We start from the raw sequence: 16,818 nt of genomic DNA on the forward strand, positions 1-16,818 counted from the left end.
TAGACCTGGATGCTGTTTAGTCTTTAATCATTTGTAAGTGGGGAATGCCGGCATCGAGAAATTCTTTTTCAGAAAGCACGCGATACCCGTGTTTCTTGTAAAACGGCACAGCCTGCGTTTGCGCGTTTAAAATGAAACCGGAAGCGCCGCCGTCTGCCGCCGCTTTTTCGAGTGCCTTCATAATGATGCCGCCGACACCGGCGGAGCGGTGGCTTTTCAATACGCAAATCCGCTCTAACTTGCCGTAGCCGTCCTTCATACGCCATCTTCCGGCGCCGACAGGCTTTCCGCCGTCATACACGACGATATGCTCCGACTCATTTTCAAGTTCGTCAATTTCTTCTTCAGCAGGTACGTTTTGTTCTTTGACAAAGACTTCTTTTCTTACATAAAATGCATCTTTCATTTGTTCTTCATTTTTTGCGATAACTGCTTCCAAACGATTATTCTCCTCCGCCTAGCAAGAAGGTTTCATATACTGTCCACGATCCGTTTTCTAGCTGGTAAAGCAAGTGGAAACGATCAACGATTTCTTCATGCGACACTTCCTGCATTTTTAATTGTCCCAGCACATCTGAATGCTCATCGTCGGAAAGATTTTGGCCGACCGTCACATGCGGAACGAAATTATATTCCTGTTCACCAGCCAACACACCGGTGTATAACTTTTCATTGAGTGTTTTTAATTCTTCCGTCGGCTCTGCTTTGATGTAAATGACATTATTGACAGGCGCAAATGAGCTGTATTTTGTCATTTTGAGAACGATCGGATGGGACTCCTTTGCGATGTTTCTCAGATGTGATACAAGCTGATCCGCTTTCTCCTCTTTACATTCAAACGATGCTCTCAGCGTCAAATGGGGCGGGATCAGGGAATAGCTCGGATCATAGCGCTTTCTGTAAGAGTTCGCAAGGTCTTGGAGTTTTTTTGATGGAAATAAAACGATTCCGTATTTCATATTATGTCCCTCCTGGAAATAAAGTATGATAGAATATCAAAGCATTTTTTTCAGCGCCGGCGTGATGAGCGGCTGCCAGTATGTCCATTTGTGATCTCCGTCAAATGATTCAAAATAATAATCGGAAAGCTTCTCCTCCAGCAGCTGTTTCAGCTCCTGATTCGGTTCTGTAAAGTCCAGAATGTTTCCGTCTGTCGTGTGGACGTCAGTTTCTTTTGTTCCGATTTGGTGATAAATAGAGAGGTGTTTGATATCGTCTGACTGTTTCACAGCTCCCAATACATGTTTGTCAACATAGGGAGACTGCATGATGATGTTTCCGAACATATTCGGATAATCAAGCGCTGTCATAAGAGAAACGGTCGCTCCGAGAGAATCACCGATCAGCGTCCGACCGTAGCCGACTTGATAGGTTGGATACTCGTCATCCGCAAACGGAACGAGCTCATGGGCGATGAACCGTTTATACGCCGAAAATTTTGAGCCTTCCGGATGATAGGTTTTTCTGCGCTCTTTTACATCCTTATAAGGAACACCGATAATAATGCTCCGGTCTATTTCTCGCTTGGACAGCAATTCTTCGACCTGTCTGCCGATTCTCCCCAGCCTGAAATAATCGTGGCCGTCCTGCGCGATAATGACATGGTATTTATAAAGCGGGGAGTAGTTGGACGGCAGATAAACGAGCAATGTCATTTCCTCGTTAAGCTCTTTTGAAAAGAATTTCTTTTCTTGCACTGTGCCGTTTTTCGGTGCCATAATGCATTCCTCCAGGACATCACTAGACTTTCTTGCTGTTTTCCATTATTGTACCATGAATTATTAGAAATTTCTCTCTTTAAACTGTTCGGAACTCGAAGAAAAAAGTGTTGAAATAAACTGCAAATTGCGCTAATATAAAACAATCAGAAAATTGAAATCGATATTTCTTATCGTGAGAGGTGGAGGGACTGGCCCTTAGAAACCTCAGCAACCGGCTTGTTTTGCATTATGTGCAAAACGCCAAGGTGCTAAATCCAGCAAGCGTTTTTTATGCTTGGAAGATAAGAAGAAGCGTTAAACCCCTTCTTCTTATGAGGAAGGGGTTTTTTATTTTGAAAAGGGAAGGTGTCAGCTATATGTCACAGCACGTTGAAACGAAATTAGCCCAAATTGGAAACCGAAGCGACGAAGTAACGGGAACAGTGAGTCCTCCTATTTATTTATCAACAGCATACCGCCACAGAGGAATCGGAGAATCTACCGGATTTGATTATGTCCGCACAAAAAATCCGACACGCCAGCTTGTTGAGGACGCGATCGCCAGCTTAGAAAACGGAGCGAGAGGGCTTGCCTTCAGTTCGGGAATGGCTGCCATCCAAACGATTATGGCGCTGTTTAAAAGCGGAGATGAACTGATCGTTTCATCGGACCTATATGGCGGCACATATCGTCTGTTTGAAAACGAATGGAAAAAATATGGATTGACCTTTCATTACGATGATTTCAGCGATGAGGACTGTTTACGCTCTAAGATTACGCCGAATACAAAAGCGGTGTTTGTGGAAACACCGACAAATCCGCTCATGCAGGAGGCGGACATTGAAAAGATCGCCCGGATCACAAAAGAGTACGGTCTTCTGCTGATCGTTGATAATACATTTTATACACCGGTCTTGCAAAGGCCGCTTGAGCTGGGAGCCGACATTGTGATTCACAGTGCAACCAAGTATTTAGGCGGGCATAACGACCTGCTTGCGGGACTTGTCGTTGTAAAGGATGAGCAGCTTGGTGAGGAAATGTTTCAACACCAAAATGCGATCGGCGCCGTCCTGCCTCCGTTTGATTCGTGGCTTCTGATGAGAGGAATGAAGACGCTGAGCCTCAGAATGCGCCAGCATCAGGCAAACGCGCAGGAGCTTGCGGCGTTTTTAGAAGAGCAGGAAGAAATTTCTGATGTACTATATCCCGGAAAAGGCGGCATGCTGTCCTTCCGTCTACAGAAAGAAGAGTGGGTCAACCCATTTTTAAAAGCGCTGAAGACCATTTGTTTTGCAGAAAGCCTCGGCGGGGTGGAGAGCTTTATTACATACCCTGCCACACAGACACACATGGATATTCCTGAAGAAATCCGCATCGCAAACGGAGTCTGCAATCGTCTGCTGCGTTTTTCAGTCGGAATTGAACATGCAGAAGATTTAAAAGAAGACTTAAAACAGGCGTTATGTCAGGTCAAAGAGGGAGCTGTTTCATTTGAGTAATCACAATTGGACGCTGGAAACCCAGCTCGTGCACAATCCATTTAAAACAGATGGCACAACAGGAGCGGTTAGTGTACCGATTCAGCACGCATCAACTTTTCACCAATCTTCATTTGAAGAGTTTGGCGCGTATGATTACAGCCGCTCAGGAACGCCGACAAGAACAGCGCTCGAAGAAACAATTGCCGCACTGGAAGGCGGAACGAGAGGATTTGCTTTCAGTTCAGGCATGGCTGCGATCTCAACAGCATTTTTATTGCTGTCACAGGGTGACCACGTTCTTGTGACAGAAGATGTATATGGCGGAACCTTCCGCATGGTAACAGAGGTGCTGACCCGGTTTGGCATTGAGCACACGTTTGTTGATATGACGGATAGTAACGAAGTGGCGCGGAATATCAAGCCGAATACAAAGGTCATTTATATGGAGACACCGTCAAATCCGACACTTGGGATTACTGATATTAAAGCGGTTGTTCAGCTTGCAAAAGAAAACGGCTGTTTGACCTTTCTGGACAATACATTCATGACACCTGCACTGCAGCGTCCGCTTGATCTCGGTGTGGATATTGTGCTTCACAGTGCAACAAAGTTCTTGAGCGGACACAGTGATGTGCTTTCAGGCCTGGCTGCTGTAAAGGATGAAGAGCTTGGGAAGCAGCTGTATAAGCTGCAAAACTCGTTCGGCGCCGTCCTTGGCGTGCAAGATTGCTGGCTTGTGCTGCGCGGATTAAAAACATTGCAGGTCCGTTTAGAAAAAGCAAGTCAAACAGCTGAGCGGCTTGCGGAATTTTTCCAGAAGCATCCGGCGGTGAAGCGCGTGTATTATCCGGGGCTGGCTGATCATCCGGGCGCTGAAATCCATAAAAGCCAGTCAACGGGAGCGGGCGCCGTGCTATCTTTTGAGCTTGAAAGCAAAGAGGCCGTTAAGAAATTAGTAGAGAATGTATCACTTCCGGTCTTTGCTGTAAGCCTCGGCGCCGTGGAATCGATTTTGTCTTATCCGGCAACGATGTCTCACGCGGCAATGCCTAAGGAAGAGCGTGAAAAACGCGGCATCACAGACGGCCTGCTCCGTCTTAGCGTGGGAGTCGAACATGCAGACGATTTAGAACGTGATTTCGCACAAGCGCTGAAAGAAATTGCGCCAGTGGCGGTTCGATAAAAAGAAGCCGGGGATGGCCCCGGCTTCTTTTATTGTTCATCATCAGGATTCAGAATCGCGAGGACTTGATGATCCTCCCAAACGCCGTTGATTTTCACATTTTTTCGGGCGATGCCCTCTTTATGAAATCCCGCTTTTTCCAATACACGCATGGACCCGAGGTTGCGGGGCATCACACCGGCTTCAATACGGTGCAGTTTCAATTGGTGAAACGCAAAATCAACAATCAATTTGACGGTCTCTGTCATAAGGCCCTTTCCATTATGGGCTTTGTCTAAAAAATACCCGATGAACGCAGTTTGCAGCGCCCCGCGGATGATTTGAAAGAGCGAAACCGTCCCGATTAATGTATTGTCTGACGCAGCGAAAATGCCGAAATGATACTCTTCATCTTCCTCCAGTCTTTGCTGATACTCTGCTATTCTTTTTCTTTGCCCCTCAACCGTATAGTAATCGTCTGCGCGTATCATGGAGAACTGTTCAAAGAAATCCTGATTTTCGCTTTGCAGTCGCAGATTTTCTTCCGCATCCTTTACTTCTAAAGGTCTTACATAGATGTTTTTTCCTTTTAACATATCAGTGATCTCTCCGTTCTCATGTCAGCATTCCTCTTACATTATTCTGAGGAAACTGTAAAAATCCTTTTTATAAGAAAGAAGAAAACCAGTTTCCCATAAAGGTGCCGACATAGTTCCCAATTAAGTAGCCGAGCGTACCAACAAGCATGATCGGGGCGACAAGTTCCCGCCATCCCTTGGCAATTGCCATCGCAGCTGCGGTCGTAGGCCCCCCGACAGCAGCGTTGACAGCGAGCAGAATTTCTTCAAGCCGCACGCGGAACAATTTTCCGACGGCTAAGGAAACAGTTAAATTGCTAATCGCAATGATAAACACAAATAATAGAATAAAAGGCGCATTGGTAACGATTAAGCGCAGATCTGCAGGAATGCCGATCACCACAAAAAACAAATATATCAAAAAGGTTCCAAGCTCTTGAGATCCATTAAGCCTTTCAAAAAAACGAGGGAATAGAAAAATGATAAGAACAGTTAAAGACGTGAGCATCAGATACTGATCGCCAAGCGTTCCGGTCAAAAGGGGATGAGAAAAAAGGCTTTTAAAAAAGCCGGAAATCTTCACACTAACTGCAACAAGCGCAAAAGCAGCACCGGCATTAAAAGTGATATCCTTTAAGGAAATGTCCTTCCGTTTCCAATAGCTTTCTGCACTGTTTCCGCTCTTTCCATCGGCTTTTACTTTTTCTTCAAACGGCATAGCATAATGCCGCTGAAACCATTTAACTGCAGGAATACTGATTAATATAAAAAACAAAAGCGCCATCATAACATTATCAGCCACAACGGTAGCCGACACATATTCCCCCGGTGTCTCAAATTTTGCCGCCATCGCCGCAAAGTTGATCCCGCCGCCGATATATGAGGCGCTGATCATCCCGCCGATTTTATCGAGATAAGGAATATGCTGTTTGAAAAGAAAAAAAGAGAGAATGCTCCCAAGCACAGTGCCAGCAGAGCTAATCAGAAAAATAAACAACAAACGCCTGCTTTCCTTAAAAATCTGCTGCACATTGATCTGAAACAGCAAAAGGGGAATCGCCAGCGGCACCACATAAGACCACACAGTATCATATACAGGCGACTCAACAGGAAGCACTCCTATATTTGTAAACACCATAGCACCTAAAAGCGCAATGATAGCACCCGACACAGCGGACGCCCACTTAAAGCGCTGCTCCAGCCCGATGCTCACTGCCGCCCACACCGCAATAAACCCCCACAATACCCAAACATCATCAGAAGAAATCAAAGAATGCAAAACCCCATCACTCCTATTGTTAGAAAATTAAGACATATTATAATAGCCGGGGAACGGAACAGCAAGTCCGAAAAAAAGTTTTTCTAAAAAAGCAGTTGACGAATAGAAGGGAAGGTTATATAATAGAACTTGTCAGAAAGACAACAACATACCCAGCAACACATACATATCATGATTCCGTAGCTCAGCTGGGAGAGCGCTACCTTGACAGGGTAGAGGTCGCTGGTTCGAGCCCAGTCGGAATCATAGCTTAAACCCTTGCACAGCAAGGGTTTTTTACTTTGCTTATTTATTGATTTTGTCATCATTCATCAAGTTGGGGGCGAATTGAGGGCGGAAGTTTTATTAAGCTGATTTTGAAGTGAATTCAAAATCAGCTCTGTTTCTATGCTAGGTTTAATGGATTATAAGGTTTCAATATTCTTTTCGATTTTTTGAATAACTTGTTCGAGCCATATGATTGGAGATACGCCGTAACTAAGAATGTCCACTCCGCAGCAGCTTCATCGATAAAATCATTCTTTTCTTCATCCGAATAATCGCTGTTTATAAATTTTTTAAGTGTTGCTACATCATTTTCTTGCTCTTCTTTTGGTATCTCCTCTAAGTATTCATCAAGTGCTGACTATGGAGAATCAATATCCTGATGGAAATAACCACCAAGGAATCTAAACACAGGATCAGAAACTTCGATTTCAATCATTGCTTATCACCACCAAGAAATGTTAACTTCAAATCTGAGAAATGGTACGTATCCTATTCTATATAACTTTCTGCTATATCAATATCATTTGTCATTTCTAAGTCAGGGTATTTTTCATCTAATTTTCTTAAACAATTAATAAGTTCTTTACTTTGCAAACTTTCAGCTAAATCTTCAAATACTTCACTGATCCAATATAAATCTTCTTTATTACAATTTTCTAGATAGCTAATTGTATTTTCCTCATTTTCTGAGAGTACTTCATTTATTTCATCCCAACTTTTTTGAATTCCATAGTCATCATTAAGATTAAGTTTTTTTCTTTTAATTAATATAGCCTCCATTTTTTTCTCTAAGTTCATATTGATCCTCCATACTTTGTCTATGGTTGATTAGTGGCGTCTGGGAATATGGTTCCTATTTCTGCATTCGTTTTAATAACTCCAACCCTAACACCTTTATACTCTCCGAATATAGTCACACCATTTTCTGCATTAGCAAATTCGGGTAATTCAGCAATCTTTGCACCCGCATCTGCAATTCAGACTCTGTCCAACTTTCGGGAAACCAAGATTGATTGGAGCCTGATCTTTTTGCTTTCACCTTGTGTCCAGGAACATTACCTACTCTAACACCATTAAAGTCTTCCCTTGCTAATTGTGAAATCACGTATCAAAAATAGCCCTTTAGTAGCTGACTTTTTTTGTTAAAATGGTGGAAACAGCAAGGGGGGATAATATGGCTTTACTACGCTTTATAAGTTTGTACGGAATAGTCATCATTATATTGGTGGTCATAGCGAATTTTGCACCGTTCTTGGCGATGCCGTTATACTATATTGCCATAGCTGCATTAGTCTTTTTGATTGCTTATCTGATATATCATTATACCCAAAAAGTTAGAGGAAGAAAAAAGTAAAATTGTAAACAAATATATATATGAGGGCGAGGTGAAAAATAAACAGGAGGAGATTATTGTGAAAAAAATATGGCTTTTCTGCCTGACTTTTTCGTTGGTATTTAGTATCTTCGGAGGAGCAGCGAGCGCAGCACCTAAACAAAAGTCACAGCAAGATATTACTGACATTAGAAATTACGTTGAAAAAACAGTTCCTTTATTGAAATCCAGCCTAGATAATCTACCCAAAAACTCTTCTTTAGAAAAAATCGAAAAAACAATCTCGAATCACTACAAAAACAATCCAGCACCAGAAGCGTTATTAATCCAGACATATCACTTTACGATGTTTTCCCAGAAATGAAAGCAGAATTAAAAAAATTCAAAGGTAAAGCGTTCAATATGAACAGTTTTATGATTGAACAAGAAAAAAGTAAATCCTATGGGGATGTGCTTACTTTTGAAACACAAAACAGTACGGTTAAGGTTTATCTAGGTGACTTGGGTGATATCCAGATACTTGAGCAAAAAACTTTAGCTGATTCCCCGGACTCAGATGCAAGCGTCCAAGGTACTACAAAAACCGAAAGGACCACTGGTATTGCTTATGGGCTAGGAGGGACCGAAGCTCTTCACATTATGGGCTGAGGGAAGATTTAAATATGACGGCAAAAAAGTTTGGGCTACTTATAAAGATGGCGACTATAAGCGCCATCCGGCGGGTACAGCTTTGTCAATCTCTCCTAGGGCAATAGGACAAGACCGGGACGCCAGCCATGGGGGATATGCCTATAGAGAGGTTTATTCACGTATATATGTTGAATCCATTGTAGGTTTTAAATGGGCCGGCATCGTTTTAAACTCAGCTCTCGTTGAAGCGTTTGTAGGGTCTACTGCACAAGGAAGTATTTACGGAGGCATTAAGAAAGGGTAAAAGTAATAACCTCGCCCAAAAAAGCCCGTCTCATATAAGGCGGGCTTTATACCAAAAGAAAGAGAATTTTTTTTTGATATCTATTTACAATTTAACCAAAGTTAGAAATATTTCCTTCTTTTATAAATCACTTACACCAGCCAATAAACCTATAAGACTCAAAACAATTGTTATAGCAAGGAAAGCCCAGACTACCGCAGCGAATGGAGTGTTAATTCCCATGCCTTCTTTCCATTTGGAAAATCGACTTGTTCTGAATTTTCCTAGCTGAATACATAAAATTACGTTTAATAATACTGATATGACAAGGGCTGTTACTAAATATAAGTTCAAACCCATCAACCTTTCTTTTTTTTAGGCTTTCTCCTAGTGTAATCTATAAGCAGATGTAGATTTCAAGTGTCATTATTCATGTTTTTTTCCAGAGACTAAATATAGATTGTGGCGTTGTTGCAAAGAGTTTGATAGGAGGAGTAGCATGAAAAAGTTTGTGACAGTCGGTATTGCCGTGGTTTTAGCTTTGTCAACAACATTTGAAAACACATCAAAGGCTGCGGAAATACCACACTAACCGGTTTTACCTGAGAAAGAAGTAGCATTTGACATGAATTGGAACTATGGATATAATTCCAGAAAAAACTGAAGGTGAATTCAGCACTATGGAGACATACACTGTTTCTGTAGGTACAACAAACCTTTAAAATCTACTGAAATACTGGAGGAATAAACTTAAGCTACCGTATCAAAGTAAGTAGACCAAAGCTGAAGAAAGTTATTTCCTATAGCAAAATCACAAAGGCTTGGGATGAATGGCATTTTGTCACACCACCACTTTCTGGAAAGCCCTTCTAAATAAGAGGGTTTTTATTTGTGTGTTAAATAAACAGACAAAAACGAATCGAATAAAATAATGATTTACGGATCAAAAACAGCGGTGCAACTAGATGGTTCCAACTGATGAAAGGATTGAAAATTCATGGAATTTTATGGATTGAAAGCGAAAGCGAAGCTTGAATCTCTACTAAAATAGGTCTATTAGGTCTTCTAAAACGAATTTCCCTATAATCCCCAAAGAAGATAGAGAAAAATGGGACAGCTCGATGGATAGAGATAAGTATATAAAGAAATATATCGAAACCTATGGTAATCCAAGGTGGAATTGGTCAGAATTAGATGTTCACCATGTTCTTCCGAGAGAGTATGGGGGAGATAACAGCTTTAACAACTTGTTCCCGCTGCCGAGAGATATGCATCAACAAATTTTAAACCCTTGGTGGATGAAGTATTAAAAAGAGGTGGCTTAATGGCAGTTTTTATTGAAAAAACATTAAATGGCTTAAAAGAATTAATTGATGAAAAAGGACGATTAAAAATTTTACGAAGTGAAGGAGATTTGGCTGAAGTGGAGTGTACCTTTTCTAAAGGTGCCACAGAGCAAGAGGTTGCATGTTTCGCTCCCTAATGATTATAAAGCTTTTTTTGAAAATGCATAACGGAGCCAGAATATTTGAATCGTTGGTTTACGGTGAGAATGTAGGTGGAGGTTTGCATATTCTTAATTTAGAGGAGATTGAAAAGTATATGCAAAATGGTTTTTTAGAGCCTCAGTTTATTCCTGTCGCACATCTGTTAGACGGATGTTATTTGTTAATTGACAAAACCAATATTTCGACAGATCCCAACTATTTATGGTTCCACGGATTAATTGTGTATGAACCAATGCAACTTAATTTTGAGATATTCTTAGATCGGTATATTTTATCCCAAGGGTCAAATTTTTGGAAGTGGAATATCTATACCGCTGAGAATTATTACAGAACTCACCAAGATGATGACTAATCATTTCCTACAGTCAATAGCAGTCTATTAAGATCGTTAGAGAGAGCAGGTGTAATACCTGCTCTTTTTTAGGAAACCTATTGACTATCGTAAATATTTAGTGTGACAAGAGGAGAAATCTCACAATTTTTGAATAAGAGGGGATGCTTAATACTGTTGAAATTGTTTTGTAAGTATTTAATTCGGTAGGAAGTTGTGAGTATTTCCAGGTGCCCACAGCCAAATCTTTAACGCTAAATATCGTACCGTCAATCGCATCATTAACTCCATCATTAAACCCCATCAATCAATTACTGTCTTAATTTCGTAGGTGTTTTTATTTTTCAAGAAAATGTTATAATGAAAAGCCATAAAATGATATGAAGAGGAGGAATTTCGATGCATTACATAACGGCATGCTTAAAAATCATCAGTGATAAAGACCTTAATGAAATAATGAAGGAATTCAAAAAACTTGAGGAAGAAACGAACAAAGAAGAAGGGTGTATCAAATTCCATGCTTATCCGCTTGATCCATCAGAACGTAAAATAATGCTTTGGGAGATTTGGGAAAACGAAGAAGCGGTGAAAACCCATTTCACGAAAAAACACACAAAAGACGTTCAACAACAAGAATTAACGGAAGTAGAATGGTTAATGAAAAGCAATGTGAATGATTAAAAGGCTTCTTAAAAAGAGAGATAAAGTTGGCAGTTTGTTGTCCAACTCTATCAACAATCATCCTTTTCATTCAGAAGTCATCAGATGTACAATTCAATAGGCCTTGAAGTTATAGTTATAGGGCTGGTCAGAATCGAATATACTTGTTCAAAAGGCATCAACTAACTTGACAGGGGAGAGGTCGCTAGTTCGAGCCCAGTCGGAATCATACACGGCGGTTAGAAGCGTTATCACGTATCTAGCCGTTTTTTATTGCGTTGACTTAGTCGTATTAAGGCGGAGAATAGCGGTGGACCATTACCGTGTCTGAGCGTTTCTTATTCTATTAAATGGGAATGGGAAGCGGGTAGCGTACTTGATCATAGAACACTCTAATAACATAAAAAAACCTTTTTTCCGGAACCTTCGGTAAAAAACGAAACTTTTGAATCTATGATTTTACGTTATAATGTAAACGGTTACATTCATAGTATACTTATACTATCTATTTGTTCAAGTGGATATTGACAGGAAGGATAGAAAAACAGATGAAATACATGAATACAAGGCAAAAAGAGATTTTGTATCTGTTGTTATCTGAACCTGATGACTATTTAGTTGTGCAAGATTTCGCAGACAGGGTACAGTGTTCTGAAAAAACGATCAGGAATGATTTGAAAGCGATCGAGGATTATCTGAATGAACATTCTCATGCTCAGCTCATTCGAAAACCAGGGTTAGGCGTCTTTTTACATATAGATGAACAGGAAAGGACCTGGCTAAGCCAACAATTACATACTGAACATTTTTCTTCTAGGCAGCGGAGCGATGAAGAAAGAATGCTGCACATTGCTTATGACTTATTAATGAATCCGAAGCCTGTTTCCGCAAAAGAAATTGCCGCTCGGCATTTTGTCAATCGATCTTCCATTAAAAAGGATTTATGTGCGGTAGAGGAGTGGCTGAAGCGATTTGACCTCACGCTGGTTTCGAGGCAGCGGCTTGGTTTGAAGGTTGATGGGAACGAAAAAAATAAAAGAAAAGCATTGGCAAGAATATCTGATTTGATTGATAACACGGAGTTTACTAGCCAATTTATTAAAAGTAAGTTCTTAAGTCACGAAGTAGATTTTGTAGCGAAAGAAATCAAATCATTACAAAAAGAGCATTCGCTTTATTTCACAGATGAGACGTTTGAGAGTTTGCTGTTGCATACATTGTTCATGATCCGCCGAATCAAAATGAAGCAGCCGATCTCGATATCTCCAAGAGAACTGGAAGCAGTAAAAAAGAAGAAAGAATATCAATGGACATTTGCTTGTTTACAACGGCTTGAACCGGTTTTTGCAATCCGCTTTCCTGAAGAAGAGGCCGTGTATTTGACATTACATATATTGGGCGGGAAAGTTCGATATCCATTACAGAAAGAAGAAAACCTTGAAAATGCAGTACTTCCAAAGGTTGTAAGCCATTTAATCAACCGTGTTTCAGAGCTGAAAATGCTGGATTTTCATAAAGATCAGGATTTGATCAACGGATTGAATATTCATCTCAATACAGTGTTACAGCGGCTGAGCTACGATCTTTCTGTATCAAATCCCATGCTTAATGACATCAAAAAGATGTACCCTTATTTGTTTCATCTGATCATTGACGTTCTGGAAGACATCAATCAAACGTTTGATCTTCATATCCCTGAGGAAGAGGCAGCATATTTAACGCTGCATTTTCAGGCAGCAATCGAACGGCTGCATCACAGCAGTGATACACATAAAAAGGCGATCATCGTTTGTCACATGGGTATTGGGATGTCACAATTGCTGCGGACAAAAATTGAACGGAAATGTCATCAAATCGCTGTAATGGCCTGTATCGCAAAAGCCGATTTAAAGGACTTCATAAAACAGCATGAGGATATCGATCTTGTCATTTCAACCATAGCTCTGGAAAATATAACGATCCCATATATTGTTGTATCTCCGCTTTTGGAGCCTTCAGATGAGAAGGAATTACTTGCATTTGTGCATCAGCTTGATAAACCACAGCGCCAAAAACAAAAAACCTTTCAGATGCTGAACAATACGACTCCTTTTTTGGTTTTTTTACAGCAAGAGGCAGAGCACCGCTATAAGGTAATTGAACAGCTGGCGACAGCTTTGTTTGAGAAAGGCTATGTTGAAAAGGAATACGCGGTTCATGCGGTTATGAGGGAAAAAATGGCGGCGACAAACATTGGGGCAGGCATAGCCATTCCTCATGCGAACGCTAAATATATCAAACAATCAGCAATCGCAATTGCCACATTAAAAGAGCCGCTTGATTGGGGAAATGAGAAAGTATCGCTTGTTTTTATGCTGGCTGTCAAACACGAGGATCAAAATATGACAAAGCAGCTGTTTCGTGAGCTTTCATACCTGAGTGAGCAGCCGGCCTTCGTGCAGAAGCTGACGAAAGAAACAAACGTCATGACATTTTTATCTTATTTGGATTATTAAAAGCAGGGAGGCATTCCTTGCTTTTTTTGTTTATAGGGAAAAATGCCGTTATTTCCGGAACTTATGGTAAAAAAAAGCGATTTTAACGGCATGATTTCGGTATACAGTTGAGACAAGATCTTGTTATTCACACTTTAAAGGAGGTTTCGTATGAAACTGTTAGCGATTACATCTTGTCCGAACGGAATTGCCCATACGTATATGGCAGCGGAAAATCTGCAAAAAGCAGCTGACAGATTAGGCGTTAGCATCATGGTTGAGACCCAGGGCGGAGTCGGGGTAGAAAATGAGCTAACCAAAGAGGAGATTCGGGAAGCGGACGCGATCATTATTGCGGCAGACCGCTCGGTAAACAAAGATCGATTTATAGGCAAAAAACTGCTGTCTGTCGGGGTTCAGGATGGCATTCGTAAACCGGAAGAATTGATTCAAAAAGCACTTAGCGGGGATATACCGGTCTATCGTTCCGCTTCAAAATCGGAATCCGGTAATCATCAGGAGAAGAAACAAAATCCGATTTACCGTCATTTAATGAACGGCGTTTCATTTATGGTTCCTTTTATTGTTGTCGGCGGATTATTGATAGCGGTTGCATTAACGCTTGGGGGTGAGAAAACACCTAAAGGCTTAGTTATTCCGGATGATTCCTTCTGGAAAACGATTGAACAGATCGGCAGTGCTTCATTTTCATTTATGATTCCGATTTTAGCCGGCTATATCGCATATAGCATCGCTGATAAGCCGGGGCTTGTGCCAGGGATGATCGGCGGATATATTGCAGCGACTGGAAGTTTTTATGACAGCGCAAGCGGCGCCGGTTTCCTCGGTGGAATCATTGCCGGATTTTTGGCTGGCTATGCTGCACTTGGGATAAAAAAATTAAAAGTGCCAAAAGCAATCCAACCGATCATGCCAATTATTATCATTCCGGTGTTTGCATCACTGATTGTAGGTTTAGCGTTTGTGTTTTTGATCGGCGCACCTGTAGCTCAAATTTTCACATCTTTAACGGTTTGGCTGGCGGGGATGAAAGGATCGAGCTCGATCCTTCTGGCACTGATTTTAGGCGCGATGATCTCATTTGATATGGGCGGTCCCGTAAACAAGGTGGCATTTCTGTTTGGCTCGGCAATGATTGGAGAAGGAAATTATGAAATTATGGGGCCAATTGCCGTCTCCATTTGTATTCCGCCGATTGGCCTTGGGATTGCAACGTTTTTTGGAAAAAGAAAATTTGAGGCGTCACAAAGAGAAATGGGGAAAGCGGCATTTACGATGGGGCTCTTTGGCATCACTGAAGGAGCCATTCCATTTGCGGCACAGGATCCTCTTCGAGTCATTCCCAGTATTATGGCAGGTTCTATGACGGGTTCTGTGATAGCGATGATTGGCAATGTGGGAGACAGAGTAGCGCACGGCGGGCCTATCGTTGCAGTGCTTGGTGCAGTTGATCATGTCTTGATGTTTTTTATTGCTGTATTGGCGGGATCTCTGGTCACTGCTCTGTTCGTCAATGTACTAAAAAAGGATATTACGGCGGCGTCCCCTGTGCTCAGCGAAGCGGCACCCCCAAGTGAAGCTGCTGCAGCAAAAGAAATACCGCAGCCGATTCAAGCCGAAAGCCAAAAAGCTGAGATGACGGAAATCAAAAAACTGACAGACATCATCAGCCCCGAGCTGATTGAACCACATTTATCAGGGAAAACCAGGGATGACATTATTGATGAAATGATTCAAACATTGTCCCGCAAAGGTATGCTGCTGTCCGAGAGCGGGTTTAAACAAGCCATTTTGAATCGTGAACAACAGGGAACAACGGCGATTGGCATGAATATCGCAATTCCGCACGGGAAATCTGAGGCGGTCAGGAAGCCGAGTGTTGCCTTTGGAATCAAACGATCAGGTGTTGACTGGAACAGCCTGGATGGATCAGATGCAAAATTAATCTTTATGATTGCTGTACCGAAAGAGAGCGGAGGGAACCAGCATCTGAAAATATTGCAGATGTTATCCCGAAAACTAATGGATGATAGCTATAGGAAGCAGCTGCTCTCCGTGCAAACAAAAGAAGAAGTATACAAGCTACTGGATGAAATCGTGTAATGCGGGGGGATTTTCATGACGGCTGAACCGTTATTTTTCAAGCCTGTTTTCAAAGAGAGGATTTGGGGCGGCACCGCTTTATCTGCTTTCGGCTATAACATTCCGTCAGAACGAACAGGGGAGTGCTGGGCTTTTGCTGCTCATCAAAATGGACAAAGCGTTGTTCTAAACGGAATGTATAAAGGGTTTACGCTCTGCGAATTATGGGAGCAACACAGATATTTATTCGGACATCTTGAAGGGGACCGTTTCCCTCTTCTTACAAAAATGTTAGATGCAGACCAAGATTTATCCGTTCAGGTGCATCCGAATGATGAGTTCGCCAAAATACATGAAAACGGGGAACTCGGAAAAACCGAATGCTGGTACATCATTGATTGCGAAAAAGATGCTGAGATCATTTACGGACACAACGCAAAAACAAAGGAAGAACTGATCTCGATGATTGAACTTGGAGAATGGGACGAACTTTTGCGCCGGGTAAAGGTAAAGCCGGGGGATTTCTTCTATGTGCCAAGCGGTACCGTTCATGCGATTGGAAAAGGCATTCTCGTTTTAGAGACGCAGCAGAATTCAGATACAACCTACAGATTATATGATTATGAACGAAAAGATGCAGAAGGTAAGCTGCGCGAGCTTCATCTGGAGAAGGGCATAGAAGTGATAGAGGTTCCATCTATTCTAGATCGGCAAACAGTTCATCATGAACAAATAGAGGAGTTATTTACAACAACATTGATTGAATGCGCTTACTTTTCGGTAAAAAAGTGGAATTTATCAGGATCAGCAAGCCTACAACAACAAAAACCATTCCTTCTTATCAGTGTTATTGAAGGGGAAGGCCGAATGATATCCAGTGGGTATGTCAATACCTTCAAAAAAGGAGATCATATGTTGCTGCCCTACGGTTTTGGAGAATTTAAACTGGAGGGACAGGCAGAGTGCATTGTCTCTCATCTATAATTGTTTAATGTAGCAGACTAAAGTGTTGCTGAATGTGGAAAAACC

16 protein-coding genes, 1 tRNA gene, 2 pseudogenes and 1 riboswitch are annotated in these 16,818 nt (G+C 41.6%); of the genes and pseudogenes, 11 read left to right on the top strand and 8 right to left on the bottom strand.

From position 1 onward, the window contains the following. Window positions 1-16 precede the first annotated feature (16 nt). The 3 genes from RAC86_RS00920 to RAC86_RS00930 are packed head-to-tail and all read right to left on the bottom strand — an operon-like array spanning window position 17 to window position 1,718. Window positions 17-439, bottom strand: coding sequence for a GNAT family N-acetyltransferase (locus tag RAC86_RS00920; protein WP_072566106.1), 423 nt, complete (start codon window positions 437-439; stop codon window positions 17-19). A gap of 4 nt (window positions 440-443) precedes the next feature. Next, complete coding sequence (locus tag RAC86_RS00925; protein ID WP_014113407.1) at window positions 444-959, bottom strand: YjcG family protein; 516 nt, start codon at window positions 957-959, stop codon at window positions 444-446. A gap of 36 nt (window positions 960-995) precedes the next feature. Then, a complete protein-coding gene (locus tag RAC86_RS00930; RefSeq protein ID WP_014113408.1) occupies window positions 996-1,718 on the bottom strand; it encodes an esterase family protein in 723 nt (240 codons plus the stop codon). A 167-nt stretch (window positions 1,719-1,885) separates the two neighbouring features. Further along, window positions 1,886-2,009, top strand: a riboswitch (SAM riboswitch). 68 nt (window positions 2,010-2,077) lie between these two features. Here RAC86_RS00930 and metI point away from each other — a divergent pair. Together metI and metC are read left to right on the top strand one after the other, a co-directional pair. Beyond that, window positions 2,078-3,199, top strand: coding sequence for a cystathionine gamma-synthase/O-acetylhomoserine thiolyase (gene metI / locus RAC86_RS00935; protein ID WP_072566832.1), 1,122 nt, complete (start codon window positions 2,078-2,080; stop codon window positions 3,197-3,199). After that, a complete protein-coding gene (gene metC / locus RAC86_RS00940) occupies window positions 3,192-4,364 on the top strand; it encodes a cystathionine beta-lyase (protein WP_061188379.1) in 1,173 nt (390 codons plus the stop codon). The genes metI and metC overlap by 8 nt, the downstream gene beginning before the upstream one ends. Window positions 4,365-4,393: 29 nt before the next feature. Here the strand turns inward: metC and RAC86_RS00945 are convergent, their stop codons facing one another. After that, complete coding sequence (locus tag RAC86_RS00945) at window positions 4,394-4,939, bottom strand: GNAT family N-acetyltransferase (protein WP_072566107.1); 546 nt, start codon at window positions 4,937-4,939, stop codon at window positions 4,394-4,396. A gap of 70 nt (window positions 4,940-5,009) precedes the next feature. Then, window positions 5,010-6,200, bottom strand: a complete 1,191-nt coding sequence (locus tag RAC86_RS00950; protein ID WP_072566108.1) for a DUF819 family protein — start codon at window positions 6,198-6,200, stop codon at window positions 5,010-5,012. 173 nt (window positions 6,201-6,373) lie between these two features. Here RAC86_RS00950 and RAC86_RS00955 point away from each other — a divergent pair. Further along, window positions 6,374-6,446 (top strand) — tRNA-Val (locus tag RAC86_RS00955). Window positions 6,447-6,604: 158 nt separating this feature from the next. On the opposite strand, the pseudogene RAC86_RS00960 reads toward RAC86_RS00955, so the two are convergent. From RAC86_RS00960 to RAC86_RS00970, 3 genes and pseudogenes are all read right to left on the bottom strand, one after another. Beyond that, window positions 6,605-6,903: pseudogene (locus RAC86_RS00960) on the bottom strand (contact-dependent growth inhibition system immunity protein). 53 nt (window positions 6,904-6,956) lie between these two features. After that, entirely contained in the window at window positions 6,957-7,265 is a 309-nt protein-coding gene (locus RAC86_RS00965; RefSeq protein ID WP_072566109.1) for a hypothetical protein, read from the bottom strand. A gap of 115 nt (window positions 7,266-7,380) precedes the next feature. Continuing rightward, a complete protein-coding gene (locus tag RAC86_RS00970; protein WP_377885336.1) occupies window positions 7,381-7,572 on the bottom strand; it encodes an EndoU domain-containing protein in 192 nt (63 codons plus the stop codon). A 307-nt stretch (window positions 7,573-7,879) separates the two neighbouring features. On the opposite strand from RAC86_RS00970, the gene RAC86_RS00975 reads away from it, so the two are divergent. The 8 genes and pseudogenes from RAC86_RS00975 (at window position 7,880) to manA (ending at window position 16,773) form a co-directional block, all read left to right on the top strand. Further along, window positions 7,880-8,164: a hypothetical protein gene (locus tag RAC86_RS00975; RefSeq protein WP_236827482.1), complete on the top strand. Its 285-nt coding sequence runs from the start codon at window positions 7,880-7,882 to the stop codon at window positions 8,162-8,164. Continuing rightward, a complete protein-coding gene (locus RAC86_RS00980) occupies window positions 8,161-8,448 on the top strand; it encodes a hypothetical protein (protein ID WP_236827484.1) in 288 nt (95 codons plus the stop codon). Before RAC86_RS00975 ends, RAC86_RS00980 begins: the two co-directional genes overlap by 4 nt. Before the next feature lie 1,386 nt (window positions 8,449-9,834). Then, on the top strand, window positions 9,835-10,023 hold the full coding sequence (locus RAC86_RS00985; protein WP_072566112.1) for an HNH endonuclease signature motif containing protein: 189 nt from the start codon (window positions 9,835-9,837) through the stop codon (window positions 10,021-10,023). A gap of 14 nt (window positions 10,024-10,037) precedes the next feature. Continuing rightward, window positions 10,038-10,573 (top strand): annotated as a pseudogene (locus RAC86_RS00990) (SMI1/KNR4 family protein). 378 nt (window positions 10,574-10,951) lie between these two features. Next, window positions 10,952-11,233, top strand: coding sequence for a putative quinol monooxygenase (locus tag RAC86_RS00995; RefSeq protein WP_014113413.1), 282 nt, complete (start codon window positions 10,952-10,954; stop codon window positions 11,231-11,233). A gap of 527 nt (window positions 11,234-11,760) precedes the next feature. After that, a complete protein-coding gene (manR, locus tag RAC86_RS01000) occupies window positions 11,761-13,707 on the top strand; it encodes a mannose transport/utilization transcriptional regulator ManR (protein ID WP_072566113.1) in 1,947 nt (648 codons plus the stop codon). A 150-nt stretch (window positions 13,708-13,857) separates the two neighbouring features. After that, on the top strand, window positions 13,858-15,810 hold the full coding sequence (manP, locus tag RAC86_RS01005; protein WP_072566114.1) for a PTS mannose transporter subunit IIABC: 1,953 nt from the start codon (window positions 13,858-13,860) through the stop codon (window positions 15,808-15,810). Between the two features lie 15 nt (window positions 15,811-15,825). Further along, entirely contained in the window at window positions 15,826-16,773 is a 948-nt protein-coding gene (gene manA / locus RAC86_RS01010; protein ID WP_072566115.1) for a mannose-6-phosphate isomerase, class I, read from the top strand. Window positions 16,774-16,818: the final 45 nt, after the last annotated feature.

The organism is Bacillus sp. LR_5, assembly GCF_042709275.1.

Coding starts and splice junctions, on each gene's coding strand:
- metI (WP_072566832.1), top strand. CDS start 2,078: ATGTCACAGCACGTTGAAACGAAATTAGCCCAAATTGGAAACCGAAGC.
- RAC86_RS00980 (WP_236827484.1), top strand. CDS start 8,161: ATGAAAGCAGAATTAAAAAAATTCAAAGGTAAAGCGTTCAATATGAAC.
- RAC86_RS00995 (WP_014113413.1), top strand. CDS start 10,952: ATGCATTACATAACGGCATGCTTAAAAATCATCAGTGATAAAGACCTT.
- RAC86_RS00925 (WP_014113407.1), bottom strand. CDS start 959: ATGAAATACGGAATCGTTTTATTTCCATCAAAAAAACTCCAAGACCTT.
- RAC86_RS00985 (WP_072566112.1), top strand. CDS start 9,835: ATGGATAGAGATAAGTATATAAAGAAATATATCGAAACCTATGGTAAT.
- manA (WP_072566115.1), top strand. CDS start 15,826: ATGACGGCTGAACCGTTATTTTTCAAGCCTGTTTTCAAAGAGAGGATT.
- RAC86_RS00945 (WP_072566107.1), bottom strand. CDS start 4,939: ATGTTAAAAGGAAAAAACATCTATGTAAGACCTTTAGAAGTAAAGGAT.
- RAC86_RS00965 (WP_072566109.1), bottom strand. CDS start 7,265: ATGAACTTAGAGAAAAAAATGGAGGCTATATTAATTAAAAGAAAAAAA.
- manR (WP_072566113.1), top strand. CDS start 11,761: ATGAAATACATGAATACAAGGCAAAAAGAGATTTTGTATCTGTTGTTA.
- manP (WP_072566114.1), top strand. CDS start 13,858: ATGAAACTGTTAGCGATTACATCTTGTCCGAACGGAATTGCCCATACG.
- RAC86_RS00930 (WP_014113408.1), bottom strand. CDS start 1,718: ATGGCACCGAAAAACGGCACAGTGCAAGAAAAGAAATTCTTTTCAAAA.